The sequence below is a fragment of the Vibrio sp. HB236076 genome (genome assembly GCF_040957575.1).
Lineage (GTDB): Bacteria > Pseudomonadota > Gammaproteobacteria > Enterobacterales > Vibrionaceae > Vibrio.
In genome coordinates this window covers 298975-324330 of record NZ_CP162602.1, presented here as the reverse complement: position 1 = coordinate 324330, position 25356 = coordinate 298975, and the positions used below count along the sequence as shown (strand labels likewise).

21 protein-coding genes are annotated in these 25356 nt (G+C 43.1%); 11 read left to right on the top strand and 10 right to left on the bottom strand.

The features are described 5' to 3' along the window. Positions 1-2: 2 nt before the first annotated feature. The 4 genes from AB0763_RS14760 to AB0763_RS14745 all read right to left on the bottom strand — a co-directional run bounded on the left by AB0763_RS14760 (position 3) and on the right by AB0763_RS14745 (position 6741). Positions 3-1379: a GGDEF domain-containing protein gene (locus AB0763_RS14760; protein WP_306099204.1), complete on the bottom strand. Its 1377-nt coding sequence runs from the start codon at positions 1377-1379 to the stop codon at positions 3-5. 1015 nt (positions 1380-2394) lie between these two features. Beyond that, a complete protein-coding gene (locus AB0763_RS14755; protein WP_306099203.1) occupies positions 2395-4392 on the bottom strand; it encodes a GNAT family N-acetyltransferase in 1998 nt (665 codons plus the stop codon). A 144-nt stretch (positions 4393-4536) separates the two neighbouring features. Beyond that, the gene (locus AB0763_RS14750; protein ID WP_306099202.1) at positions 4537-5517 is read right to left on the bottom strand and encodes a ParB/RepB/Spo0J family partition protein; all 981 of its coding nucleotides are present in this window, start codon (positions 5515-5517) and stop codon (positions 4537-4539) included. A 3-nt stretch (positions 5518-5520) separates the two neighbouring features. Beyond that, positions 5521-6741 carry a ParA family protein gene (locus AB0763_RS14745; RefSeq protein ID WP_306099201.1) on the bottom strand — a complete coding sequence of 407 codons (1221 nt, stop codon included), beginning with the start codon at positions 6739-6741 and terminating at the stop codon, positions 5521-5523. A 1300-nt stretch (positions 6742-8041) separates the two neighbouring features. Between AB0763_RS14745 and AB0763_RS14740 the strand changes: the two genes are divergently transcribed. The 4 genes from AB0763_RS14740 (at position 8042) to AB0763_RS14725 (ending at position 11467) form a co-directional block, all read left to right on the top strand. Continuing rightward, positions 8042-10015, top strand: coding sequence for a replication initiator protein RctB domain-containing protein (locus tag AB0763_RS14740; protein WP_306099200.1), 1974 nt, complete (start codon positions 8042-8044; stop codon positions 10013-10015). Positions 10016-10171: 156 nt separating this feature from the next. Next, positions 10172-10375: a PA3496 family putative envelope integrity protein gene (locus AB0763_RS14735; RefSeq protein ID WP_306099199.1), complete on the top strand. Its 204-nt coding sequence runs from the start codon at positions 10172-10174 to the stop codon at positions 10373-10375. A gap of 99 nt (positions 10376-10474) precedes the next feature. After that, on the top strand, positions 10475-10675 hold the full coding sequence (locus AB0763_RS14730; protein WP_306099198.1) for a DUF3283 family protein: 201 nt from the start codon (positions 10475-10477) through the stop codon (positions 10673-10675). 75 nt (positions 10676-10750) lie between these two features. Continuing rightward, positions 10751-11467: a YebC/PmpR family DNA-binding transcriptional regulator gene (locus AB0763_RS14725; RefSeq protein ID WP_306099197.1), complete on the top strand. Its 717-nt coding sequence runs from the start codon at positions 10751-10753 to the stop codon at positions 11465-11467. Between the two features lie 177 nt (positions 11468-11644). Here AB0763_RS14725 and AB0763_RS14720 read toward each other — a convergent pair whose 3' ends face one another. Further along, entirely contained in the window at positions 11645-12001 is a 357-nt protein-coding gene (locus tag AB0763_RS14720) for a DUF413 domain-containing protein (protein ID WP_306099196.1), read from the bottom strand. 256 nt (positions 12002-12257) lie between these two features. Here AB0763_RS14720 and AB0763_RS14715 point away from each other — a divergent pair, with 256 nt between their 5' ends. Together AB0763_RS14715 and AB0763_RS14710 are read left to right on the top strand one after the other, a co-directional pair. After that, a complete protein-coding gene (locus tag AB0763_RS14715) occupies positions 12258-13157 on the top strand; it encodes a LysR family transcriptional regulator (RefSeq protein WP_306099194.1) in 900 nt (299 codons plus the stop codon). A gap of 99 nt (positions 13158-13256) precedes the next feature. Beyond that, positions 13257-13604 carry a hypothetical protein gene (locus AB0763_RS14710; RefSeq protein WP_306099193.1) on the top strand — a complete coding sequence of 116 codons (348 nt, stop codon included), beginning with the start codon at positions 13257-13259 and terminating at the stop codon, positions 13602-13604. 31 nt (positions 13605-13635) lie between these two features. Here the strand turns inward: AB0763_RS14710 and AB0763_RS14705 are convergent, their stop codons facing one another. The 3 genes from AB0763_RS14705 to AB0763_RS14695 form a co-directional block, all read right to left on the bottom strand. Then, positions 13636-15306 (bottom strand): RluA family pseudouridine synthase, encoded by a 1671-nt coding sequence (locus tag AB0763_RS14705; RefSeq protein WP_306099192.1) that lies wholly within the window; start codon positions 15304-15306, stop codon positions 13636-13638. 206 nt (positions 15307-15512) lie between these two features. Beyond that, positions 15513-16355 (bottom strand): S-formylglutathione hydrolase, encoded by an 843-nt coding sequence (gene fghA, locus AB0763_RS14700; protein WP_306099191.1) that lies wholly within the window; start codon positions 16353-16355, stop codon positions 15513-15515. 52 nt (positions 16356-16407) lie between these two features. After that, positions 16408-17556, bottom strand: a complete 1149-nt coding sequence (locus tag AB0763_RS14695) for an S-(hydroxymethyl)glutathione dehydrogenase/class III alcohol dehydrogenase (protein WP_306099190.1) — start codon at positions 17554-17556, stop codon at positions 16408-16410. Positions 17557-17742: 186 nt separating this feature from the next. Between AB0763_RS14695 and AB0763_RS14690 the strand changes: the two genes are divergently transcribed. Next, a complete protein-coding gene (locus tag AB0763_RS14690; RefSeq protein WP_306099189.1) occupies positions 17743-18618 on the top strand; it encodes a LysR family transcriptional regulator in 876 nt (291 codons plus the stop codon). Here AB0763_RS14690 and AB0763_RS14685 read toward each other — a convergent pair. Together AB0763_RS14685 and AB0763_RS14680 are read right to left on the bottom strand one after the other, a co-directional pair. Next, positions 18610-19398 carry a siderophore-interacting protein gene (locus tag AB0763_RS14685; protein ID WP_306099188.1) on the bottom strand — a complete coding sequence of 263 codons (789 nt, stop codon included), beginning with the start codon at positions 19396-19398 and terminating at the stop codon, positions 18610-18612. The genes AB0763_RS14690 and AB0763_RS14685 overlap by 9 nt on opposite strands. An 87-nt stretch (positions 19399-19485) precedes the next feature. After that, positions 19486-19638, bottom strand: a complete 153-nt coding sequence (locus tag AB0763_RS14680) for a hypothetical protein (RefSeq protein ID WP_306099187.1) — start codon at positions 19636-19638, stop codon at positions 19486-19488. A 561-nt stretch (positions 19639-20199) separates the two neighbouring features. On the opposite strand from AB0763_RS14680, the gene AB0763_RS14675 reads away from it, so the two are divergent. From AB0763_RS14675 to AB0763_RS14660, 4 genes are all read left to right on the top strand, one after another. Next, positions 20200-21618 (top strand): sodium:alanine symporter family protein, encoded by a 1419-nt coding sequence (locus AB0763_RS14675; RefSeq protein WP_306099186.1) that lies wholly within the window; start codon positions 20200-20202, stop codon positions 21616-21618. Between the two features lie 542 nt (positions 21619-22160). Next, positions 22161-22847, top strand: a complete 687-nt coding sequence (locus tag AB0763_RS14670; protein ID WP_306099185.1) for a GntR family transcriptional regulator — start codon at positions 22161-22163, stop codon at positions 22845-22847. A gap of 30 nt (positions 22848-22877) precedes the next feature. Next, positions 22878-24389 carry an aldehyde dehydrogenase family protein gene (locus AB0763_RS14665; RefSeq protein WP_306099184.1) on the top strand — a complete coding sequence of 504 codons (1512 nt, stop codon included), beginning with the start codon at positions 22878-22880 and terminating at the stop codon, positions 24387-24389. Between the two features lie 60 nt (positions 24390-24449). Further along, positions 24450-25334 (top strand): NAD(P)-dependent oxidoreductase, encoded by an 885-nt coding sequence (locus AB0763_RS14660; protein WP_306099183.1) that lies wholly within the window; start codon positions 24450-24452, stop codon positions 25332-25334. Positions 25335-25356: the final 22 nt, after the last annotated feature.

The window sequence follows — 25356 nt, the reverse complement described above, 5'->3', positions numbered from 1 at the left end:
GGCTAACTAAATTGGTAAACTTTATCTGAACTGAAGAAAACCTGATTTTTGCCTTTCTTTTTTGCCTGCAACGTCGCCATCTCTGCTTTAGAGATGGCGAAATTGATTTCTGAGCCACTCTCTTGATAGGCAACACCAATCGATACTGTTATGGTTTGTCTGTACTTTCTGTACAGTTGCTCGGTAAGATGGTGGCGCAATTTTTCTGCTAGCGACCAAATTAAATCCAGATGAGCTTGCTTCACCACAACAAGATAACTGTCTCCGTCAAAACGCACCAAATTTAACTTCGCTGGCAAACTGTCTTGCATCAGTTTTCCCATCTCAGCGATGACTTGATCTCCGAAACTAAAACCACAGTCTTGGTTAATTTTTCTCATATTATCAATGTCAACATTCATGACCCATAGCGAGTTATCTAGCGCATGCTCCTCCACCATCGATTGTTGTAACTCAGTCATAAATACATGCCTATTTAGCATGTCCGTTAATACATCATGGCGTTCCACCTTAGTAAGACGGCGAGTCAACACCGCGATACTTTTCTCGTGTTTTGCTCTTAACACCATATCGTAAATAACAAACGCAATACCTAACCAGCAAGCCATCATCACCATCAAACTAAAAAGGCTCATAACTGATGAAGCAATGGTTGTTTGCAATACTGTATAGCCAAGTACAAAAGGCACAAAATAACTCAGTAGTACTTTCATTCTCGCTTCACGGACGTCTTCACCTTGGCGCCAAAAATAGCCAAGTATGCCCTTTTTTGAGCGAACCAATAAATTTGCCCCGGTTAACAACATACCTAAAATCGTTGTAATCAAAGACATTTGACCGTGGAAATTTTCAATCTGATAAGCGTAGCCTGTGATCGACAACAAAGGAAAAAACAACGTCAAAAAACCAAAAATTTGGCTTAATGAGACTTGGTGACATTTACGAAAATAACAACTCAATAATAGAAAACTAAACATCAGTAACGTATTAATGCCCATCTCGTTATTCAATCCAGCGAGTTGTTCCGACTTTACTACCTCTGAAAATGGGCTAATGTCTTTTGTAATTTCAAGAGGTAGTAACCACTCAACCCACTCGGCAAATAGATAAACACCGGCTATCAGTAACGCCAGTACGCCCAAAGCATGCCTAACCTTTTTACGTGGTGTCACAAAAAGAATATCTAGGCTCAGTAACAAAAAAAGGATTGCCGTTACCGGATTAGTCGCTGCGCCATTTTCAATCGGGCGATAGATATACTCAGCATTTAATGCATAACCAAGCAAAGTAAAAAGACTAAAAAATGAAACAATTGATACTAACGTGATCGACAGTTTTATCACTGACTGTTTAACAAGAATTTTCGGTTCCATTGACATGGCTTTATGCACCTAGGTTTGTATATACATAAAGTGTAGTCAGTAACATTTCAAACTGCGAGTTTTTACAAGACAATTGTTTTCTTTAGCTTTTTGTCAATAATTTACACTGTAAATTACCACACAGTGTGTTCTCGTTACCATCAGAGCTCCTAACGGTATCCATCATTTGACGCTATCAATATTATGGGCGTTTATCTCTTTTCCTAAGCGATAAACAAGCCCTTTGAAACGTCATTGTAAGCCATTAAAACACTTACTATGACCTAAGTAACAATAAGGCCTATATTCGCTCTCATAGGCCTTTACAGAGCGTAAAAACAGCAAAAAAGCCCAGAGTGAACAGAGAGATGTATTTCAACGATACTGTTACCCATCACCGTAACGAGTATTAAACAATAGCCTGCCTATTCATTTAATTTGCTGTACGGTTCTACTGAGCATCAATATCGACCTATCAGGCAGAGTTTGCAATTCCCATAATTTGACGGCAAGTCAACAATATCACGCTTAATATTTCTGAAGGGAAATGACTTAGGCTGTCATAGTAGAAGGAGAAAAATATTGATTTAAGGACAATCGTGAAATGACAAATTGAGATTAGGTGGTGTGGTGTCAACAATATTTGAGCGACAACAATAAACGCATTATGATTTTGCATGGTAAGTCATCGTCTTAACATGTTCTTGGCAACTCAACAGAAATCGCCACTCGAACAAGTACAGCCCGCGATCATAAACCCGTCATCTTTGTAGCGGATGTTATTTAGCTTCCTCAATAGAAAAAACACGCCATCACCGTTATATCCATTTCCTTCACCGCCGTTAATGACAAATGCAGTCATCGCTTCCTTTGACCCTCGGTTAATTTACACTGTAAATTAAATGCCAGAGACCATGTCGTTTTCTATTATAGAATTAGCACAGATGTTTCGAGTTGCCTTGAGCACTCAAAATTTACAGTGTAAATCGACACTGATACAAATTTACACTGTAAATACCCCTGCCTACTGGATTTAAATGACGGACATAACGTCTTGGCGTAACGCCTTCTCAAGTTGCTTTTTACCGGTCAAGGAAAATTCAAAGCAAAGTGATTGGGTATCGTAATGGCAAAATACCGCGCGCAGCAATAACGCCGAGCAAAGCGATACTCGCCCTGTCGATAACAACCAAGGTTGTAATAACGGACGAACAAAATCAAAACTTCCGCCCCCTTGGCTAAAAATGTTGAGTACGCTTTCACGGGCAGATGCAACAGCGCCAGCTTGAGGTGAGGTACACACATTACTGAGTAATAAACGCAATAATGGAATGTCGATCGGGGTGTTCAACTGCTTCATATTCTCAAGCAATTGTTCAGAGTAAATATCGCGTAAAGATGTCAGGACTTCTCGACTGCGCTGATGGCAGGGTTTCACCATCAATATAGAGTGAGTACCACTTGCGGCATCACGAGTTAACCCAAATCGAACGGGAAAGAAATCTAAGCTTAGCCAAAACGACAGTAGCTCAACATCCGCACCAAAACTGACACTAACAAAATCGAGCGGTAAGTTTGCTTCCACATACTGACATAATTCAGTCGCAATACCTTGCCGTTGTAGGTGAGGATGCACAGCAATTCGCATGATACGCTGACTGCTCCAATAACCGGCTTCTAAACAACCTAGATTCGTCATCAATATTGAGGTGGCTAGTTGCCCTTTAGGACGAGATTTTCCCGAAACAATATTGGTGACCTTACCGGTGTCTAACCGCCCCTCTTGATTAACTAAACACGTCGCAACAACCTGATCGTTGAGTTCAGCGATCACCATATTTTGCTCAGAGTTTTCGATCAATTGATAGACATCATTCGGGGTCGTTTGATAATGAGCTTGGACTAACAAGCCGATACATTGGCGCAATAAAGCAGGGTTATCGATTAAGTCGGCCTTGTCTAATACGCGGTAACGAAGATGAGTTCCCGAATGGTAAGTGATGGGCTCAATCTCGCTATCGAGCACAAAATGATGATTCAGCCAATGCTCTATTTTATCGTTTGCAGCCCAACGTATCGGTTGATCTAAATGCAAATGAAGCACGGTTTCTCGCAATGACGCTAACCAAGGCAGAAACTTTAATGTGAATCCCCTGCCTGAACCTTCATACCCATGAACTGTGGTTGAAAAAACCATACGCGAAAACGCTCGAGCCCAGTGCTTTAACATAGGAACAGGGATAGCACCCGCTTCATCGACGAATAACAAATCACAATCCATTCCCGGGGTTACCTCTGCAGGAGGAACAAATCGCAGACTGTTAGTACTGTACGTGAGTTGATGAGGATGAAGTGTTTGTGCATCAGGTAATTCACTTAAGGCATGCCTGAACAATGTCGACACTTGACGAAAAGAAGGTGCCGTCACCACTATCGAACATTGGGAACGAGTTGACAGTAAATGAGCACAAGCAATACCAAGTGCAGACGATTTGCCACGCCCTCTATCTGCGGTTAACACCAAAGGCCGGTTCCGATGACCTGTGGCAACCTTAATAATTTTTCGAATCGCTTCATTTTGTTGTTTAAAGGAGAGATTATTTTGACTCGATTTGAGCTCTTCAATATCCTTGCCACTCATCGGCCAGTGAGTCAAATCAGAAAAAATACGATTTAACCATTGACTGGCTAAAGCATCATGTTGTCGTGGAGGAATAATTAACGCAATGCCCCCTCCTACTAAGGTCCCTAAAACACGACAAAAGTGATTGGCATCAAAACCGCAGCGAAAATCAAGGACGATAAAATCAAACTCCATCCCCAACACATGCTGAGATTGAGATAACGTAATATGAGTATCGGCATTAAATGCACAATGGCCAACAGAAAGCGTGTTCGAAGCGATGCCATTTAACTCAGCAAAATAGAGTGGGATATGACCATCAATCCAACTATCACTCTGTGTGACTAAAAAAGCACTACGAATAAAGAGGGATTGGTGTTTGATTAAGACATCACGAATAGTATTCAAAACAAGTCACTTGATAATAACAACATGATTTAATGGTATCACAACGGCTGTTCGGTCGGATATACAAGTACTACCGACCGAAGAAACAAAAAAACCTCAACGACCTTTCGATCATTGAGGTTGATACGTGACAAAACAACGAGACTATTGAATTTTTTGTTTGATTAATGCCAAAATTTCTTCCGCTAATCTATCGTCAACTTTACTCAAGTTAAGCGTTAATTGCTGCCCTTTACGCACATAATGTGCTTTGCCTTTAACCAATTCTGTTTTAGAACTGGTTGAAGGCTTAGACGGCTTAGGTGCAATTTCTTCAATACAAGACTCTAATTGCTCCGTCACTTCTTTGGTGATACGAGCCACACCTGATGAGTGAGACTGTTGCCAAATAGGGACTTCATCACTGTGACAACGCTCGATAAGTTGTTGCTGCTGTTCATGACTGAGATTAAAAAACTGCTTATGCAGTTTGACGATCGTGGGACGACCTAATTCACTGACATTTGGATAAGCTTGCAATAATTCTAAGGGTAGAGACGCGGCTTTTAATGCCCCACTCACTAAAGCTTCACTGCATTGAAACATCGCAGCGAGGGCTTTTTGATCGCTTGCTTCACCACTGTCTAGCTTAGCCTGCATCTCTTTGCCGCGCTCATACAGAGATAAGGGTTTATGAGCATTGGCTACATCAGAAAGAAACTTGGCATGCTTTGAATCAATGTTATCAGCAACATAGATTAAAAAATCTTGTTTCGCTAATAAACATGACATACGGCGGCGACTGCCATCCAAGACTTCAATGCTGCCATCTTGAGTACGACGCCCAACCGCTGGGTATTGTTGACCATGAACCTTCAGGGTCGTCAAAATATCGGCAAGCGCAGGTTCGGTAAGAAATGACTGCTCCCGAGCATTCTGACTAAAGACACGCGTTTTCGCTTCAATTTGATCTGCGGGTATCTGTTGCAGTTCAAATTCAACCTTGACCTCCCCTGCAACGGCTAGTTCAATAATTTGCGCTTTATCCTTTGCAGCACTTTGCGCTTCTTGTACCGTCGTTGCTACACGACGTTTATTTGCTTTACCAAATAATTTGGCATTCAAATCCGATGTTTTAATACTCATACATTACACACCTTGATTTAATGCATTCCAGTGGGAATGAAGAACTCGCTCAAGCTCCAGGGCACTTTTTTGTACCGCATCTTGAGCTGTAGCTAATGTTTTTTTACCGCCTTCGAAATCGCCAGTCGTTAAGTCAAATACGGTACTGTAGGTATCGGCGCAAGTTTCAAAAGCCCGACTGCGGGGAATCGTTGCCATCATCACTTGCTCAGCCAGTAGGTAATTCATTTCCGTTAAAACAGAGACTTGTTTTTTATTGTCATCTTCAAACATGGTTGGCATCAGACGGACAAACTCCAAGCCCCGCCAGTCTTCAGGGAACATTTCATAGACCGTAGGTAAATGTTGGAAAAAGTTAACCGTTGAAGCCCAGTCTAAGCGTTTCGCAGCACAGGGGATCAACAAAGCGTTAGAGGCGTACATCGCATTCCAAACCAAGGGATCGACGTGTGGACCGGTATCAATCATGATGATGTCGAACTGATCTGAAATTTTGTCAATCAGCTTTTCTTTTAATAATTTGACTATATCAAGTGATTGATTGGTCGATAAATACTGCCAAGCTTCTGCGTTAAACATCGCATCTTCAGGGAAGGCAGAGATCGTTTTTAAGTTCGGATACTGAGTAGGCATCAAAACGCTTTTTTGTAAAAACTCCAAGTCGACATCTTGCCCTTCAGGGACATTATCCAACATAACATCGACAGCAGAATAGATATTATCATTTTCAGATAAACTGACTTGAGGGTTAAGAAATAAACGCAATGAGCCTTGTGGGTCTAAGTCAATTAAACAAATTCGATAGCGTTTATCAAGATTAAGGGCCAAACACGCCGCTAAATGTACGGCAGTCATTGATTTACCCGTACCGCCTTTTTGGTTTTGTACGTTAATAATCCAAGGTTTATTGTCCTTACTCTTTTTTCGCTGATGAAACTTATCCACGCCTGCCGCATCCATGAGCATATGTGCTTCATCTAAAGAAATAGAATAATGGTTGGCATTGTTTTTCGTAAACTGATGTCCTTCAGATTCCATACGGCTGATCGCATCGTCTAATTTTCTGCGAGTCAAACCAGAGCGAGTTTCCATTAATGCTTTAGACATAGGTGGAAAGTGATTGTCTTTTCTTTCTTCTAGAACAATTTCAATTCGATCGGCTTGGACTTGTTGAGTTTGTTCGGCAAGTTGATGAAGATTATCAATTGTTTGCTGTCTTTTCATACGGATCAAATTCCTTGGAGTATTTAAACACAATAGTACAGCAAAAAGTAAAAAATACAACAAATAGGTGAACAAGACTTTTAGTGACTAGATCACAGATTTGATTACTGATAACAATAAAGAGCTGAAATAGTTCATTAGAATAGTAAATAAAAAGCTCAATTTTCACTGCAATTTTTTCTGGTAACCAACTTGTTTCTCTAACTTTACAAAAGAGTTACAGCGTCACATATTTACATTGTAAACACGGAACGATTAATTTTATGGCATAAATTACGGTCGATGTGATTTCAATATGTACTGACGATGAATATTCGCGAATGAGTCATAAGAAAGTTGAGCTAAACAAATTCAAAAGCACTGAATCAAGTGTAGAAAAAATCACGATCAGACTGAAATCGATAAAAGACAAATTAAAACTGAATTTTTTGCTGACCAAATGAAAGGATAAGTCATGGGAATAGGGGAGTGGGCTCATTATCTCCCCCCCCAAGACAAACGGAACGATGATCAAGGAAATAAGGCGATCAAATGAAAAAACAGGCCTCTAAAATGAAGCATGATCAAGGGATAGTAAAGCATTTAAGATCCTTGTCATTGGATCACAAATGATTGGAACGATGATCAAGAGAAAAAAAAGTCCCGGAAGCATATACTTTGCCCAGTAAATTACGGAAAGTGTTTATTCAACTGGGCTCAATCTCATTAGAACGGCTTCAATCAACCTTCTTCAATGCTGTAAATCAATTCAAATCACCGAAATACACCTTGATCATGCTTTCAATATCAAGCTAAATAGTATTGATACTCAAGCAATAAGTCCGATAAATGAAAATAAATAAACTAAATACAAAAAATAAAGATATTAGCGATCAAGCTTAAACTTGATCATGCTTTCGAACCCCAAAAAAGCTTACTAATCCCTGATAATGATGTTGAAGAACAGTCAATGAAAAATAAATTGTGGATAACTTGAGGATAGACAATGATCATCGTTTTGAGATCGCCTTGATCATTGTTAGTGCAACCCTTTGATCATACTTACAGAAATAGTTGATCATATTTCCAGGCTTTGATTGATCATCGTTTCAAATCAACTTTGATCATGCTTTCGAAGAGGATTTTTAAAAGCATCTTAAAAACAGAGACTTATAGTTATACTCGTCGTCAGATCACTTAATCATTTAACCACTTAGATCATTAAAATCATAAAGATCAGTTTATAAGCTTTTTCTTTATTTATTTTTAAAATTACTTTATGCTATGGAAACATAACTAAATTACATAAAGTGTATTCCCAATGATTACCCAAGAAAAACGCTTGATCAAATTGCCAAGAAATCACAAAGATGGGCATCTTTTTGAAGTACACCCATCGTTAACAGATTGGATAGAGCAATATCAACATTTTAAAGGGGTAACAAAAAGCATCTTAGAGTTATTAAATTTGATCTCTCTAAGAGGGCTGTCGACAAAAGACGGCTTAGTTTCAACCACTGAAATCATCGAAGCTACAGAAGGACAAATTACTCGAGCCGCGATTCAACAAAGATTGCGCTCTGCCGTTGCCATTGGCTTATTTCAACAAATCCCAGTTCGTTTTGAGGAAGGATTAGCTGGGAAAACAATGCTGCACAAATTTGTTAACCCAACCCAACTTATTTCCGTTTTAGGCTCTTCTGGACTGGTCACAGACAAAGTTAGACTCACAGAAAAACAAAAACGCTCTAAGGCATTGGCACAAACTCAAGTCAATAAACAATTGCTCACAGAACACGGGCTTAACACACCGCCATCCATGCGTGATGAAGCTGATCAATTCATCGTATCACCAACAAATTGGGCAGGGATCATTGATCAAGCACTCGCGCCACCCCGAACACGAAAAAGTTATCAGAAATCGATGGTGTCAATCTCTGGCACTAAAGCGATCATTGAAACACGATCATCAAAAAATATCATGACCGTTGATGATCTCATGACACTGTTTGCTCTGTTTACTTTGACGGTTCAATATCATGATCACCACAAAGAATACTACCAACTCGATGCCAAACACGTACCTAACAAGACGCCATTATACATTACTGATATTTTAGCTCTGAGGGGCAAAAAAGACAGTGGCCCAGCTCGTGATTCTATTCGAGACAGTATAGACCGTATAGAGTTTACCGACTTTCAATTACACGAACTCACCGGACAATGGCTGAGTGAAAATATGCCCGAAGGGTTTAAAAGTGATCGCTTTCGTTTTATTGCTCGAACGATCACCGCTTCAGAAGAAGCACCGGTAGAACAAGCTAGTGGTGAAATCCGTATTAAACCCAATTTATACATCTTGGTTTGGGAACCCTCGTTTTACGAAGAGCTACTCACAAGAGATTACTTTTTCTTGTTCCCACCTGAAATTTTGAAGCAACATACCTTAATATTTCAGCTCTATTCCTTTTTCAGAAGTCGTCTGGTAAGACGCCATAGCGATACGATGTTATTGAGCGATCTCAATACCAAATTGGCGCGCAACATTGAATGGCGACGTTTTTCTATGGACATGATCAGAGAATTAAAAAAACTCGCCGATAAAAAGATCAGCGATGATCTGTTTGTGGTCAATCTATGGGGTTATCACTTAACGATAAAAACAGTAAAGAAAAATAATAAAATTGCAGATTATTCATTTGATATTCGTTGTGATGTCGATGAAGTACTCAGGTTTTCACGGGCGAGAACCACCAATGCGGGCAAGCGAAACATGGCGCCAACATTGCCGAACCCACTTCGCCATGAAATGGTTTCGAAACAACAATTAGAAAAAATGGCGGAGATTATTGACGGCGAATTTGAGCCAATTCAACGTAAAACCAATCGATCTAAGAATGGGTTAGGAAGGCGGATCAAACTCAAAAAGCACTCGGTTGAGATCAATGCCGACGAGATCACCATTACTTTATCAAAATACACCTCCACAGAAGCGCTAGAACGCAGTATAAACGCGTTATCTGCTATGACGGGTCATAGTTATTCATCTATCGAAGAAGAATGCGTAGAGCTCTTAGAGAAGCTTGAATGGCTAAAAGTGGATGATGAAGTCATCCCTTATGAAACCTTGAGCAAATTGGTTGAACTCTACAGTGATAGAAATGGTGAAAATTTACTTTCAATTGAACGCTTAATCTCGGGTTTAGCCGTTCGTCGTAAAGTATGCCGACAGATTTTTGAAGGCCACCTTGATGAAACGGTATTTCGCGCGTTAGACGACATGGCACGGACGTAGATCTTTTCTTTATCACTTTAAAAAAACAGCGTTATCGTCTTGATCATCGTTCCGTGAAAATGGTGATCATTGTCACATAAAGCGATTTTTATTCTTATCAGTAACGAGGAGTTTTGTTATCAAGTAATGGCTGTTCCATGGTGACTGGGAGGGGTTATGTCAATTAATTCTATCGATCATGACGAGATGGCAACAATGGCACATAAATGGGAAGAAGATGACGACTCACAAGAACTCACTTCTAAACGTAAGACCAGCGCTGATTCTGCGGCTGCACGCCGACGAATTGAAGCTTTGAGAGACATTCGAGAAAGTGGTTTGTCAATTGAAGAAGCGAAAGAACTGGGCTTACTCCATTAAATAACAACTTCAAGAGGCGATGTTCTATCGTCTCTTTATTTTTGAAATTCCTATCTTATGCTATCATCCCGGTTTTGTTATCAACGATGGGATAACACAATGCCATACAATCTTTCATTGTTGTCGCCCGATGACAAATACAAGATAGAATTAGACAAACAAGCTTCTTTTCTCGTCTGGCAATGGCGTAATGCCAAGGTTGGCGAGGAAGTGTTTGAACAGGAAATTCAAAAACTAAAACGTGAACAATACCAACAATGGTTTATCGAATCGATTGAAAAGTACAAACAACTCAGTTGATTACCTTATTGATCTTCCATTATGATCACGTTTCATTAAAGAATATTTTATTTTTCAGTTAGAGAGACCACCCCAATGGGAAGAAGTTTTGAAGTGCGTAAGGCCTCAATGGCCAAAACTCAAGGCGCAAAAATTAAAGTTTATTCCAAATATGGTAAAGAGATTTACGTTTGTGCCAAAAATGGCGGTCCAGATCCTGATACCAACTTGTCTTTACGTCACTTGATCTCAAAAGCCAAAAAAGATCAGGTGCCTTCACACGTCATTGATAAAGCATTAGATAAAGCAGCCGGTGGCGGTGGTGAAGAATATCAACCTGCGCGCTATGAAGGCTTTGGTCCTGGTGGGGTTAGTGTGATTGTTGACTGTTTAACAGACAACGGCAACCGTACTTTCCAAGACGTTCGCCAGTGTTTCGTCAAAACCGGTGCAAAAATTGGTAGCCCAGGCACCGTGGCACATATGTTTGATCATCAGGCCGTTTTTCAGTTTGCCGGAGAAGATGAAGAGTCGATTCTTGAGACGCTCATGATGGCGGATGTTGATGTTACCGACATTGAAGAAGACAGTGGTACTATTACTGTCTTTGCACCCCATACCGAGTTTTTCAAGACCAAAACCGCGTTAAATGAAGCCTATCCTGAATTGACTTTAGACGTTGAAGAGATCACTTTCGTACCTCAAACGTATTCTGAAATTGAGGGTGAAGACGTCGAGAAGTTTCAAAAATTCCTTGATATGCTTGATGAATGTGACGATGTACAGCAGGTTTATCACAACAAACAAGACTAATACCAATCTAACTAAATAGGTATCACCCTCATCCGCTGTGGCGAGGTAGTTGGTTATTTAGTTAATCCGATTTGTTAAGCGTCTGAATAATTAAGGCCGGTGAATACACCGGCCTTCTTTTTTATAGGAACAATGGTCTAAGTGACCTTTGCTTTCACGGTTTATAGTGCAACTCGATCAAGCTTCTTCGACCAATGAGCTGTCGTCTTGATAATCTTCGAGGCTCTCTGGTTTGTTCTTGCCGTTTAAGGTGTGAAAACGCTTGCGACCTCGGGCCAGTTGAATGTACTTGAGCCAAGTTCTCTCAAGTTTAGTTTTCGCTTTTCCTGGGTTTTCTAACACTTTGACAAAATGCTTTTCTTCGCTGTTTTCTGGCGTGAGTATTCCAGTTTCAAGCCCTTGCATTGTGTCGCCATATTGAATCAGTAACTCTTCTTCCGCAAGAGTAAAATCGCCAGATTTAGCAAAGCCACGTGGGAATTTAACATTATCATAGAAGCGTTTTTTCCCATTTCGGAATTCAGTGTCAGACATGTCTAACCTCATTAAGTGATAAACTCACGGCTACTCCCGTTGTGCACTTGGCACTTTATTCGTCACTTGTGACAGGAATAGGGCATAACCTTATTAATTGGTGGTACTAACGGGCTTTTCTTTACTCGATATACTGATATAGTTCAGAAACAGCCTTTAATGCGAAACTTAGGCTCAAAAGTAAAAAAAGAAAAACAAAATCTTTTTATCGTGATGATAGTATTTCATTATTAGTTTAAAAACGGGTTTGGATTTAATGGACGTCAAAGTATTTCGTACTTTCTTAGAAGTGGCTAAAGTTAGGCATTTTGGTCGTGCGGCAGAGAATTTATACATAACTCAAGCAGCGGTGAGTGCCAGAATCAAGCAACTTGAGAGTTATTTTGATGCACAATTGTTTCAGCGTGACCGCAATAACATTCAGCTGACCAGTGCGGGAGAGCGTTTGATCAGTTACGCTGAAATTATGGTCAATACCTTACAACAGGCTAAAATGTCGCTGTCTTTAGAAAAAGATCAAAGTCTTCAGTTAACTCTCGCGGGCACGGCGAATATTTGGGATGCTTTTCTACAAAATGGCCTGAGTCTGATCACGGAATCTTTCAGTGGCTACGGCTTTTTGGCTGAAGTCATGCCAAGAGAACAACTGACTCGTCGATTGAGTGAGAGGACGCTGGACATGGCTTTTTCACTTGAACAGATAAAGTCCGATGAAATTACCTATAAGCATATCGCCGATCTGTCACTGATTTTTGTGTCAACAGAAGCTCAGTTTGATGAGAACAATTTTAATGCGCCCTATGTGTATGTTGACTGGGGTACGCGTTTCGCCTCTGAACATTCAGAACGTCACGTCAATGCCAATACGCCGTATTTACGCACTTCGACAGCGAGAATCGCTTTAGATTTTATTCTCGAAAGGGGAGGGTGTGCTTATTTACCGATTTCGCTGGCTAAGCCTTTCGTTGAAACTAAGCAGTTATACATCAACCAAGATCAACAAGCCTGGTCGTTGCCGATTTACTTGAGTTATCGAAAAAACAGCACCAGTATTGAAGCGATTCAACAAGTTGAGGCGTTATTGAGTGAGACGGATCCATTCACGTCGTACAGCTTACTTCAGGCTGGTAAAATTAGTGATGGTTTGGTCGATTAGCAGGTTTACAGTGTAAATTTTTAACCGTCTTCTCAATCTACTTGGTGTTTATCCGCTATAATATAAATGGGCACCAAGTACGACTTGTGGAGGTGTAAGATGGCGATTCAGCGCAGACATTCGGGAAATCAACGTTCTTTAAATTTTGATAATGACTTTACCTCTGAGCAGCGTCAACGCTTTACGAAAGTCGCCAACAGTGCAGCAAAGCAGAAAGGCGATGATGACTATTCACCGCAAGCCCGGATTACCCCTCCTGAAACTATCACACCCGCAGAGTCAAACTCTGGGGGTAGGGAACCTCAATTTAAGTCCACACTGGCGAAACAACACCATCAACAAGCCAAACGAAATAAAAGAAAAAAGAAACGCATGCAAAAGTTGCTTGCTGTGGCGTTGCTGATTTTTCTCATCGCTTGCTTGTATGGTATGTATCACCTCGATTAGGTGAAAGTTCAAACCGTTCGTCTTTTGTCTGTCATGGTGTATAAAATGAACAGGGCGCGTTAAACGTCATCGCTTGATGGGTATAGGGATGCAGTAGCTCGAGCTGGCCGGCGTGTAAAAATAACCTTTGCGCCGGTTTTCCGTATAGGTCGTCACCAATAATAGGTGTATTGAGTCCTTTGTGGTGGGCACAGTGAACTCTTAGCTGATGAGTACGGCCGGTGTGCGGGATCAAGGTTAGCAAGGTATATGCTTCGGTTTGTTCTATGACGTGCCACTCGGTATGAGCGGCTTTGCCTTGCTCTTCACAGACTTTCTGCCTTGGTGAGTCGTACAAATCGGCGGTGAGAGGCAGGTGGATTTCGCCACTTTGCGTTGACAAGGGACCTTGGACTCTAGCCCAGTAGGTTTTTTTCACTTTACGGGTGATAAACTGTTTTTGTAAATTGCGATTAGCCCGTTTGGTCAATGCAAAAATTAACAGCCCTGACGTTGCCATGTCCAGGCGGTGAATAACAAAAGGGCCTTCTGCATTCGGGAATTGCTGTTGCAAACGGGTGAAAACCGAATCTTTGATATGACGACCAGGGACAGAAAGAAAGTCGGCCGGCTTATTGACCACCACAATCGCCTCATCTTGATAGATTATCTCGAAACTTTTGTTCTCAGCCGGATTCTTTTTTAATGGATCATCCTCAACATTCAACCCTTTGAGCATGTGGGTCAGTATCGGCAAACATTTGCTTTGGCACGACGGGTAGTAGTGTTCGTGTTTACGTATTTCACTTTTCGGAGATGAGCCCCACCAAAATTCGGCCAAGGCGACAGGTGTATAATGATGCTGATAAGCCCATTGTAATAATTTTGGGGCGGCGCATTCTCCCGCACCGGCTGGTGGAATCGGGGTTTTGGTTTCGGAAAAAATGGCCAACAGATCTTGGCTTTCTCCTTCGGCATTGAGAAAGTGATACTGAGCAAAAATGTCTTTTTGTAATAGCAATGATGCATGAGCGCGTTGTTGTTCTTTGCCTATCAGTTCATCATTGATGGCTTTAATCGCTTGATTGAGTGTCGCAAGGGATTGATCTCGTTGTGCCTTTAATTGTGACACTGCGCGCTTGTCATCGACACTTTGTTGGCCAAGTTCGTTGAGGTAATGCGTAAGCTCGCGACCATTAAGTCGACTTTGCGCGTCTTGCCTTGCTTGTTTTCTTTGTGCTCTTCGCTGTGCGTTGAGCGCTTGCTGATCCGTGATTTTAGTTTGCCAGTATTGGGTCTGTTGCTCCAGTTGTTGGGTTAAACGCTCAAGTTCGGGCTTTTGCTGACGTTGCCATGTTGCGAGCTCGTCGGATAAGTTTTGGATGCGTTGGCGCTTGGTACGATAAAAATCATCATGTTCAAGTAAGTCAAACACCGGTGGCACAAAGCCAGGCCAATGGTTTTGATCATCAATTTTCCCTGAAAATGCCGCGAGGTAACCCACTTGCCCTGTGGGACTGATCACCACCAATACGCCAAACATTTTGCCGTTTTGATTCTCGGTTTGATTCCAAGCGGGGGCCTTCAGTCTGCGGGCTTTAAGATCGTTTGCCGCTTGAACGGCGAGTGGGTGTGGCTGATAAAAAAAGGGAAACGTAAACTGCGAAGGTAGCTCCGAATCCATCGGCTCTAGTGCGGTAAAATATGGCGATACAACAGACATAGCAAACTCCAAGTCATTGGTCAGCAATTGTAGCGTATGAAGGAAAAAAATTGTATCTAATCAGTGTCAGTCTGTAACCGCTTTGCCAAATGGATATCCATATTAGGGTCGAATTGAACCGAGGTCTTCGCTAGTGTCATGTGTGCATGGCAAAGCCAACACGTCTTCGACCCATTTTTTGCGCGCGTTAACTTGGCGCTATCGAGTTACGCCTTGAAGAGGTGCTGAGCGTGAAACTCAAGGTGCTGCTCGATAAACGTCGCAATAAAGTAATAGCTGTGGTCATACCCCGATTGCATTCTTACCTCAACCGGCCATTGATGGCTGTTGACCAGGTCGATGAGCGTCTCGGTTGCGAGTTGTGAGGCTAAAAACGCATCTTCACTGCCTTGATCGACCAAAATCGGTACCTGGGTGCCCAACTTTTTAAGTAATAAGGTACTGTCGTATTCTTGCCAATGCGTTTTATCATCACCTAAGTAGTGTTCAAAGGCTTTGATTCCCCATGGGCTTTGAGTCGGGTGACAAATTGGTGAGAAAGCCGAAATTGAGCAATAATGTGGTTGATTGCGAAGGCCAATAACTAATGCGCCATGGCCGCCCATACTGTGGCCGGAAATGGATTTTTTATCCGTAACAGGGAAGTGGCTTTCAATTAAATAGGGCAATTCTTTATAAATGTAATCATACATTTGGTAATGATTTTGCCAAGGTGGCTGCGTGGCATTGAGGTAAAAACCCGCCCCTTGGCCCAAGTCATAACTCGGGTCATTGGCAATGTCTTCACCTCGCGGACTGGTGTCGGGAGCAACAATGGCGATACCAAGCTCTGCGGCGACTTTCATTGCGCCTGATTTTTGCATGAAGTTCTCATCAGTACAGGTTAAACCAGACAGCCAGTATAGTACGGGAACAGGATTTGCTGGGCTGGCCTGGGGCGGCAAGTATATCGCAAAGCGCATTGGGCTTTGTGTGCTTACAGAGTGGTGGCAGTATTGCTTGTGCCATCCACCAAAGACTTTATTTTGACTGATATTTTCGATGTTCATTCGGTCACCTTAAAAAAGTACACGGCCTAAAGGCGTTAGGCCGTGAAAGAATTTATTTGTCCATGTGAATCACAGTGCGAATCGACTTGCCTTGGTGCATCAAATCAAACGCCTCATTGAGATCTTCAAGCGACATGGTATGAGTGATAAATTCTTGTAAGCCAAATTCACCAGCGAGGTAGCGTTCGACGATTTCTGGTAGTTCAGAGCGGCCTTTAACGCCACCAAAGGCAGAGCCACGCCATACTCGGCCGGTCACTAATTGAAATGGACGAGTCGAGATCTCTTGCCCAGCACCCGCAACACCAATGATGACCGATTCACCCCAGCCTTTGTGACAACACTCTAGTGCTTGTCGCATCACATTGACATTGCCAATACACTCAAACGAATAATCGACGCCACCATCCGTTAACTCGACAATATACTCTTGGATGGGTTTGTCGATGCTGGTTGGGTTTATCATGTCGGTCGCGCCCAACTGTTTAGCGAGATCGAATTTGCTCTCATTAATGTCGATGCCAATAATACGGCTTGCTTTTGCCATGCGAGCCCCAATAATCGCTGACAGGCCAATACCGCCAAGGCCAAAGATCGCCACGGTATCGCCCTCTTGTACTTTTGCGGTATTTAACACCGCGCCCATCCCCGTGGTCACGCCACAACCGAGTAAGCACACTTCCTCAAGTGGCGCCTCTTTGTTGACTTTGGCCAAAGAGATTTCCGGTAGCACGGTGTATTCAGAGAAGGTTGAGCAGCCCATGTAGTGGAAAATGGTCTCACCATTAATCGAAAAGCGGCTGGTGCCATCTGGCATTAAGCCTTTACCTTGTGTTTCACGTACCGCTTGGCAGAGATTGGTCTTGCCAGACAAACAAAATTTACACTGACCACATTCAGCAGTATATAGAGGAATGACGTGATCGCCGACTTCAACGCTGGTGACGCCTTCGCCCACCATTTCGACAATACCGCCCCCTTCATGGCCCAATATGGAAGGGAAAATGCCTTCCGGATCTTCGCCTGACAACGTAAAAGCGTCAGTGTGACAGACCCCAGTGGCGACGATTCTAACGAGAACTTCCCCAGCTTTGGGAAGTTCGACATCGACTTCTTCCATTTTTAACGGTTGATTGGGTCCCCAAGCGACAGCGGCTTTGGATTTGATTGAGGTTTGTCCTGGTTGTAGGTTCAGTGTCATGACATTATCCTTTGTTGTGGTAAAAGTGTGGTCGTTATACCAATCTGATTCAGTGTGAACTCTCGGTTTCGCAAGATAGATATTGCGATTCACCAAAGTATAGACACATTGTAATTTGTTTATTTGATGAGATAATCTAGTCAAACAGTAAATTACTTTTACGTATTTGTAATAATTAGAGGTGGTATGGACTGGGAAGGGGTATGTGAATTTGTCGCGGTGACACAAGAGGGAAGCTTTACTCAAGCCGCGAATAAGTTAGATACGTCGGTTGCGCAAGTGAGCCGTAAAGTCAACGCACTTGAGAAAAGGTTAGGTGTGAAGCTTTTGCAAAGAACCACCCGAAAAATCACCTTAACCGAAGCAGGCCAGGTGTACTTTCAGCAGTGTCACCCTTTGGTTGAAGCTTTGCACATGGCCAATTTAGCGGTGACCTCATTGCAGCAAAAGCCGCAAGGAAAAATAAAAATGACGGCCCCTGTCGCCTATGGTGAACGGTTTTTTGTTCCGTTAATCAATCAGCTACTGGTCGAACACCCGCAACTTGAATTGGACTTAGTACTGAGTAATCGAAACTTAGACTTAATGGATCACGGCTTTGATATTGCGATACGCGTGGGGCGATTGGAAGAGTCGAGTTTAGTGGCCAAGCGCTTAACCAGTCGGCAATTGTATGTGTGTGCCAGTCGTGACTACTTGCAGCGTTTTGGCGAGCCTCATTCATTGTCTGAGTTAGCTTCCCACCAGTTATTGGTTGGCTCGGCCGATCATTGGCATTTTCGCTCTGATGGCTTAAATAAATCAATCAAAGTCCAGGGTCGTATCAAATGCAACAGTGGTAACGCCCTGATGGATGCGGCAAAACGCGGGTTGGGTTTAGTCCAACTTCCCGATTATTATGTCAATCAGGCGTTACAAAGCGGCGAACTGGTGGAGGTGTTGGCCGCGTTTCGAGAAGAGCGTGAGGGCATTTGGGCGGTTTACCCTCAAAACCGTTATTTGTCACCCAAAGTGAGGTTAGTCATAGACTACCTGTCGGCGCATTTATCAGCGTTAGGATAATGACGGTGAGGCTTGGGCTGCATCTTGCTGTTTTAATATTTTGTGTCCGTCTTCTGTTACGCCCATTTTCCAATAACTGCTGATATAGATATGGCTGCGCTCTACGTTTTTGTCATTGCGAAAATACTGGCGCAGCGCGCGCATATTATCAAACTCACACGCACACCATACGGATGCTTTTCCTGTCAGCCAAGGCAGTGCTTTTACCGTGTCACTGAGCGATTCAGATTCATCAATCCAAATGACCTCGATCCCTTCAGGGGATTCAATAGATTGTTTATCTTGTAAGTCAACCACCTGAATCACCGCATAACCGTGAGCGGTGTTCGGAAGCGCTTTGATTTTGGCACTCAGCGCCGGTAGGGCAGTCATATCTGCGGCCATAAAAAACCAATCAGCTTGTGGATTGATGGGATCAAGTACGCCAGGCCCGGCAATCGATAAGGTATCGCCCACTTGGGTTGTCATCGCCCAACGCGCGGCAAAACCGCCACTTAGGTCTTCGACATTGTGGCGAACAAAATCGACAATGATTTCACCTTGTGCCGGGTGAAATTCTTTAATGGTGTAGGTGCGCAAAATAGGACGCTGCTGGTTGTCGAGCATCGCTTGGATATCAGTGCCGCCTTGCTCATTAAAGGCTAATTTGATGTAACCACCTTCACACTGTGCAGGAAAAGAGGAAATGGCGTCGGCGTGCAGCGTAATTCTTTGCATATTTTCAGTAAGTTGCACACTGTTAGTCACAGAGACGGAAGTGAAATTAATGCTCTTTTTCATTTTTGTTACCAATAATCATTCTCATTTAGTATAGAGTAACGAAATTCGCTATTTGATCAAGGCTCAAAAGTGGCTCATTAGTTAATTTTAAACGTCTAATGACCCGGTGCTGAAAGCCAGTTTATGTCTTTTGTGTGTAATGTGCTGCGCTGTTGTTTGTTCGACAATGCGCTGAACGCCAATTTTCATTGCCGCTAAAAAAATCGCGCATTGTGACGCGCGGTTTAACTTACCTTTCATAGCTCAGCGTTTTTTCATATCGCTAATCTTCGGGGAAATTTAGAATTTTTGACCATTTGGTCAGTCAGTTTGTGCGATGAAATGGAGCCAAATAAGTGATCTAAATCACTTTTTAGCCTAGGGAAATATTGCTTATATGGCTGAATGATAGGGTCAATCGACATTAAATATTGTGAGAGATCCGCCCTATATATGACTTAATTGGCGGTATTATTTTGCGCAATTAGGAGAGGTATCCGGTAAATGATAAAGAAGGTTAATAATTTATTTTCCTTTTAAATCAATACGATTATCGATTATTTTTTTCACTTGTCACGGATTCAAGAGCCGAGTATCAATTTAGAAAATCATTAGTGACTCGTCCTTAATGATTTTTTTATCAAAAACTAATCGTTTCCTATATGACTTCGATTAAGTATAATTCGCCACCAACTCGAGTATTCATGGATAATTCATCTTGTGTTCACAAGGTGGACATTTAAGATTGAGCAGCCATTGGCTTACAAAAACATCATTCTTAATGTTACTCGAGAACGATAAGATTTTATTCAAGGAGTACAAATGGAATTCTTACAGTCCTTTTTTGGATTGATCGGCGACCTTACTTGGGGTTGGGCTTTAGTGCCATTTCTGATCATCTTCGGTCTATTTTTTACCATCGTTACTAACTTTGTTCAGTTCCGATACTTTAAACGCATGTTTCGTGTACTGAAAAAAGACACCAATCAACCGGATGATAAAAAAAGCATCTCAGGTCGTGAAGCACTATTGCTTTCTATCGGCGGTCGCGTCGGTGGCGGTAACATTGCCGGTGTGGCCGTTGCGATCACATTAGGTGGCCCGGGTGCCGTGTTTTGGATGTGGATGGTCGCGTTAGTCGGTATGGCGACGAGCTTAATTGAGTGTTCTTTGGCGCAGCTATTCAAACGTCGTGAAGGCGATCACTTCCGCGGCGGCGCGGCATTGTCAATCATGCATGGTCTGGGTAAAGACTACCGTTGGTTGGCGTGTCTTTATTCTGTCTGTCTAATGGTGTCTTTCGCGATTGGCTTTAACGCTTTCCAAGGCAACACGGTTGCTGGTGCCATTCAAGATAGCTTAGGCGTATCGCGCATTTACACCGGTATCGCTTTGGCGATCATTGTTGGTTTCATCATTTATGGTGGCATCAAACGAATTGCAAAAACCTGCGACATCATCGTTCCTATCATGGCCGTGGGTTATATTGTGATTGCCCTATTGATCATTGTGATGAACATCGGTGACATCCCAGCGGTATTTAGCTCAATTGTTAAAAACGCCTTTGGTTTAGAGCAAGCTGTTGGTGGCGGTATGGGCGCGGCACTGGCACAAGGTTTACGCCGCGGTTTGTTTTCAAACGAAGCGGGCTTGGGTTCTGCACCTAACGTAGCAGCCACTGCTGATGTCCCTCACCCGGTGACACAAGGTATTTCGCAGTCGTTGTCTGTGTTTATCGATACCATTATCGTGTGTAGCTGTACGGCTTTTGTCATCTTGTTAGGCAGTGTTTATGTCCCTGGTGCTCAAGATGTTGACGGTATTGTTCTGACACAGCAATCGTTAGTGTCTCATTTAGGTGAGTGGGCTAAGTACTATTTGACGGCAGCGATTTTGTTGTTCTCATTTAGCTCAGTAGTTTACAACTACTACCTAGGTGAGAATGCATTGACCTTCTTAACCAAAAATAAAGCCGCCGTACATGTGTTGAGAATTGCCGTTATTGCGATTGTACTTCTTGGTGCCGTGGCGCCAGGTGCGACGGCGGTCTTCTTCTTCTCTGATCCACTGATGGGTGTCTTAGCGATTGTTAACTTGCTCGCGTTGATCATGTTGTTCCCAACGGCGATGCGCGTTCTAAAAGACTACGGTAAGCAGCTAAAGCAAGGCGCCGAAGAGCCGGTCTTTAACCCAGAAAACTTTAAAGACTTGGATATTGATCCAACGGCTTGGAAAAAATAACCATTGAGATAAAACCGTTTTGATAGCGGCTACATGGTGAATGTAACAAGACCCTCGATAATCGAGGGTCTTTTTTTATTTCAGCAATGCGATGAGCGCCGTGTTGATCGTTGGTTTTGTCTCGTTAGTCAAATGCGTTTATCTTAGGTGTGCTGACATTGCTAAATCGCCCCCCACACCCTCTATTTTTCTTAAAGTGTCGCGTTCGTTGTCTTTCTTCTCTGCTTTTCTATTTATCTCATCCTATTTCAGCCCGACTCGCTCAGTGAGCGGAGGGTTATCCATTCTAATGGTCTGGTGTTTTTTTTGTGCACTCTGTTCAAAAAAGGTGCAGCAGGTTTGAAATATTAAAAGCCACTTTATGTATACATATTTACTACTTTTGTATTTTTAAAATTAATTTTTGAGTTTTATTAGTGTGTTATTGATTTTAACTGAGTGTTTTGTAACCACTGGAATGGTATTTGCTGTGTACAAAATAACATCAGGCTAATTCTGATAATCAGATGCCCACACGGTAAAAGAGACAGTGAGTAGTGAGTATGGATCATGAAAAATTATTAAAGATAGGCCCTTCTAAAGCGAGAATTTCAGATAACCTCCGGTTTGCTTTAGAAGAAATGATCATTAGCGGCGAGCTTAAACCCGGTGCAAAAATTGATGAAAGTGCACTGGCAGAAAAGTTTCGTGTTTCGAGAACACCGATGCGTTCTGCGATTAATGCTCTGGAAGCGATTGGTCTTTTGGAGACGAAGCAAAGACAGGGAGTCTATGTGGCGCAAGTGTCAGTCCCTGAGCTGTTGGAAATGTTCGACACCATGGGAATGATGGAAAGTTTGTGCGCCAAATACGCGGCTCGCCGAGCGACAAACGATGATATTGAGCGATTACAGGCCATTCAACAGCGTTTAGAAAGGGCCTTAGAAAACGAAGATCCCGAACTCTTTTTTGCCATTAATAATGAGTTTCACGACGCATTATATGATATTTCCCACACCCAATTTATCCGTGAGCAGACGTCTTTGTTGAGGCGAAGAATTTCCATTTATCGCAAACAAGTGACGTATTTACCTAACCGTATGAAAGCCACCATCGGGGAACATGCACAAATTATCGAGGCGATCCGGACAAAACAGCCTGAATTAGCGATGCAGGCAGCCAGTGATCACGTGGTGTTACTTGGTGAAGATCTCGTCGATTTTATTGCCAAGCTACCACACTGTCATTAGTCATCATACTTAAATTCAGTAGGAACAATTATGTTATTAGCCAATATTCAACCGCAAGCGATCGACGGTAAACACCTATTCTATGATGGTTGTTTTCAACCGGTTTCCTCACCGCAGTACCGCGATATTTTATGCCCCGCGACCAATAAAGAAATAGGCAAGATGGCGATTGCGAGCTCGACCGACGTTGAAAAAGCGGTCTTTGCGGCTCAACAAGCTTTCTATCCGTGGTCTGCACTCGACCCGATGGAAAGAGGTCGCTACTTAAGAAAATTAGCAGACATTATTGCCGATAACATGGAAAGTCTTGCAGCTTGGGAGTCTAGGCTCACGGGGCGACCCATCCGAGAAATGAAAGCCCAAATGAGTCGAATTCCTGAATGGCTAGAGTATTTCTCAGGTATCGCACTGGGGCTGGAAGGCGAGTCAAATGTGCTAAAAGGCGGACTGCAAGCCAGTACGGCCTATGAGCCTTATGGGGTTTGTGCTCTGCTTACGCCTTGGAATCACCCGATTTTAATCTTAGTCAAGAAAATGGCCGCTGCTTTAGCTGCGGGCAATACGGTGGTGATTAAACCGTCTGAATTGGCGCCCAGTACATCACTTGTGTTGGCCTATTGGTGCGCTCTTGCTGGGTTTCCTCGTGGTGTGGTTAATGTCGTGACCGGAGAGGCTGAAACCGGTGCGGCCTTGTGTGCGAGTGAGTCTGTGCGACGCATTGACCTAACCGGTGGCACTGAAACCGGAAAGAGAGTCGCCGCAGCGGCCGCAGAGCGACTTGTGCCGTGTACTTTGGAGCTTGGCGGTAAAACACCCGTGGTTATTTTTGGTGATACCAACATTGACCAAGCCGCCGCAGGGGCCGTATTTGCCGCGTTTGTTGCTTCGGGACAGACCTGCGTGTCCGCCAGTCGATTCATCGTTCATCAATCTGTGTACGAACCGTTTCTTGCTGCGCTTAAACAGCGGACAGAACAGCTTAAATTAGGCTGTTCATCAAATCTAACCACCGATGTCGGTCCCGTTATCTCTTCGGCCTCTCGTCGGCGCTGTGAGCAATTTATAGAACAGGCCAAAACGCAAGGGGCGCGCCTTATCAGCGGGGCAAAGCACGCTGAGCTCGAAGGCGATTTAGCACAGGGTAATTTTGTTACCCCGACCATTTTTGCTGATGTGACTCCCGCGATGACGCTGTTTCGTGAAGAAGTGTTTGGCCCTGTGATTGCCGTGACGCCTTTTGAAGATGAACAGCACGCATTGCAATTGGCCAACGATACGCCTTTTTCACTGGGCGCTTCTATTTGGACGCGTGATATTGCCCTTGCCCATAGGATGGGGCGTCGTATTAAAGCTGGGATGATTTGGATTAATGATCACCATAAAAATGATCCTCGTTCGATTTGGAGCGGTTCGGGTGAGAGTGGCTATGGTGTCGAAAATGGGTGGGATGCTCTGAAAGCCTACTGCATTAAAAGAAACGTTGTCGTGTCTTGTAATCCGACCTTTGATGATTGGTTCGCTGGTGGCAGTCGATATGGCTAAGAGCGATGGGTAACCCAAAACAAAGACGTGACATGTTCAATAACCAAGGGAAGTGAAGTCATGAAATTAGGATTTATCGGTATAGGTAAAATGGGCACTGGGATCGTGCGTAATTTATTGAAAAATGGCCATCATGTGATTGTTTGGGATCGCTACGAAGAGCCGGTTGCTGAGTTGGCGGCGTTAGGGGCCGAAGTCGCTCAAGACTTGGTCGAGGTCGCCAAATATGACGTTGTTTTTTCTATGTTGGCTCACGATGAAGCGATCGAGACCGAGTTGATAAACAGTCGTTGGTTAGAAACGGTGGCGAACTCTGCCTTGATTCACGTGAATTTATCAACCATTTCGGTTGCTTATGCAAAAAAGTTGCAATTACGACACGAGAGCAATGGGGTGACGTATGTCGGGTGCCCCGTGTTCGGCAGACCCGATGCTGCATTAAATGGCACCTTGAATTTAGTGGTGGCTGGCCCTGCAAAAACGCTTGATTTCTTACAACCTGCATTGTCGGCGATCAGCGCGCAAACCTGGGTAGTTGGTGAGCAGGCCTATCAGGCCAACCTGGTCAAAATTGGCGGCAATATGATGATTGCGTCCGCGATTGAGTCGATGGCAGAAGCCACCGCACTAGGGACAGCGAATGGTATCGATCGCAATATTATGTTGGATGTTTACCTATCGGCTTTGTTTCCCTGTGGTGTTTATCAAGGCTATGGCAACTTTATTCGTCAACGCGATTACCAGCCCGTGGGCTTCAAATTACCCCTCGGATTAAAGGATGTGCGACTGGCATTAGAAGCGGGTGAGCAATCTCGTGTCCCCCTTCCTTTAGCCAGTGTGGTTCATCAAAGTTTAGTACAAGCCATGGCGTGCGGATACGAAGATAAAGATTGGTCTTCCTTGGCGGAAATGTCTTATGTTCGAGCCGGTTTGATAGAGAAATAGTCGTTTAAACATATATGGATAG

Coding starts and splice junctions, on each gene's coding strand:
- AB0763_RS14760 (WP_306099204.1), bottom strand. CDS start 1,379: ATGTCAATGGAACCGAAAATTCTTGTTAAACAGTCAGTGATAAAACTG.
- AB0763_RS14750 (WP_306099202.1), bottom strand. CDS start 5,517: ATGAGTATTAAAACATCGGATTTGAATGCCAAATTATTTGGTAAAGCA.
- AB0763_RS14745 (WP_306099201.1), bottom strand. CDS start 6,741: ATGAAAAGACAGCAAACAATTGATAATCTTCATCAACTTGCCGAACAA.
- AB0763_RS14740 (WP_306099200.1), top strand. CDS start 8,042: ATGATTACCCAAGAAAAACGCTTGATCAAATTGCCAAGAAATCACAAA.
- AB0763_RS14735 (WP_306099199.1), top strand. CDS start 10,172: ATGTCAATTAATTCTATCGATCATGACGAGATGGCAACAATGGCACAT.
- AB0763_RS14730 (WP_306099198.1), top strand. CDS start 10,475: ATGCCATACAATCTTTCATTGTTGTCGCCCGATGACAAATACAAGATA.
- AB0763_RS14725 (WP_306099197.1), top strand. CDS start 10,751: ATGGGAAGAAGTTTTGAAGTGCGTAAGGCCTCAATGGCCAAAACTCAA.
- AB0763_RS14720 (WP_306099196.1), bottom strand. CDS start 12,001: ATGTCTGACACTGAATTCCGAAATGGGAAAAAACGCTTCTATGATAAT.
- AB0763_RS14715 (WP_306099194.1), top strand. CDS start 12,258: ATGGACGTCAAAGTATTTCGTACTTTCTTAGAAGTGGCTAAAGTTAGG.
- AB0763_RS14710 (WP_306099193.1), top strand. CDS start 13,257: ATGGCGATTCAGCGCAGACATTCGGGAAATCAACGTTCTTTAAATTTT.
- AB0763_RS14705 (WP_306099192.1), bottom strand. CDS start 15,306: ATGTCTGTTGTATCGCCATATTTTACCGCACTAGAGCCGATGGATTCG.
- fghA (WP_306099191.1), bottom strand. CDS start 16,355: ATGAACATCGAAAATATCAGTCAAAATAAAGTCTTTGGTGGATGGCAC.
- AB0763_RS14695 (WP_306099190.1), bottom strand. CDS start 17,556: ATGACACTGAACCTACAACCAGGACAAACCTCAATCAAATCCAAAGCC.
- AB0763_RS14690 (WP_306099189.1), top strand. CDS start 17,743: ATGGACTGGGAAGGGGTATGTGAATTTGTCGCGGTGACACAAGAGGGA.
- AB0763_RS14685 (WP_306099188.1), bottom strand. CDS start 19,398: ATGAAAAAGAGCATTAATTTCACTTCCGTCTCTGTGACTAACAGTGTG.
- AB0763_RS14680 (WP_306099187.1), bottom strand. CDS start 19,638: ATGAAAGGTAAGTTAAACCGCGCGTCACAATGCGCGATTTTTTTAGCG.
- AB0763_RS14675 (WP_306099186.1), top strand. CDS start 20,200: ATGGAATTCTTACAGTCCTTTTTTGGATTGATCGGCGACCTTACTTGG.
- AB0763_RS14670 (WP_306099185.1), top strand. CDS start 22,161: ATGGATCATGAAAAATTATTAAAGATAGGCCCTTCTAAAGCGAGAATT.
- AB0763_RS14665 (WP_306099184.1), top strand. CDS start 22,878: ATGTTATTAGCCAATATTCAACCGCAAGCGATCGACGGTAAACACCTA.
- AB0763_RS14660 (WP_306099183.1), top strand. CDS start 24,450: ATGAAATTAGGATTTATCGGTATAGGTAAAATGGGCACTGGGATCGTG.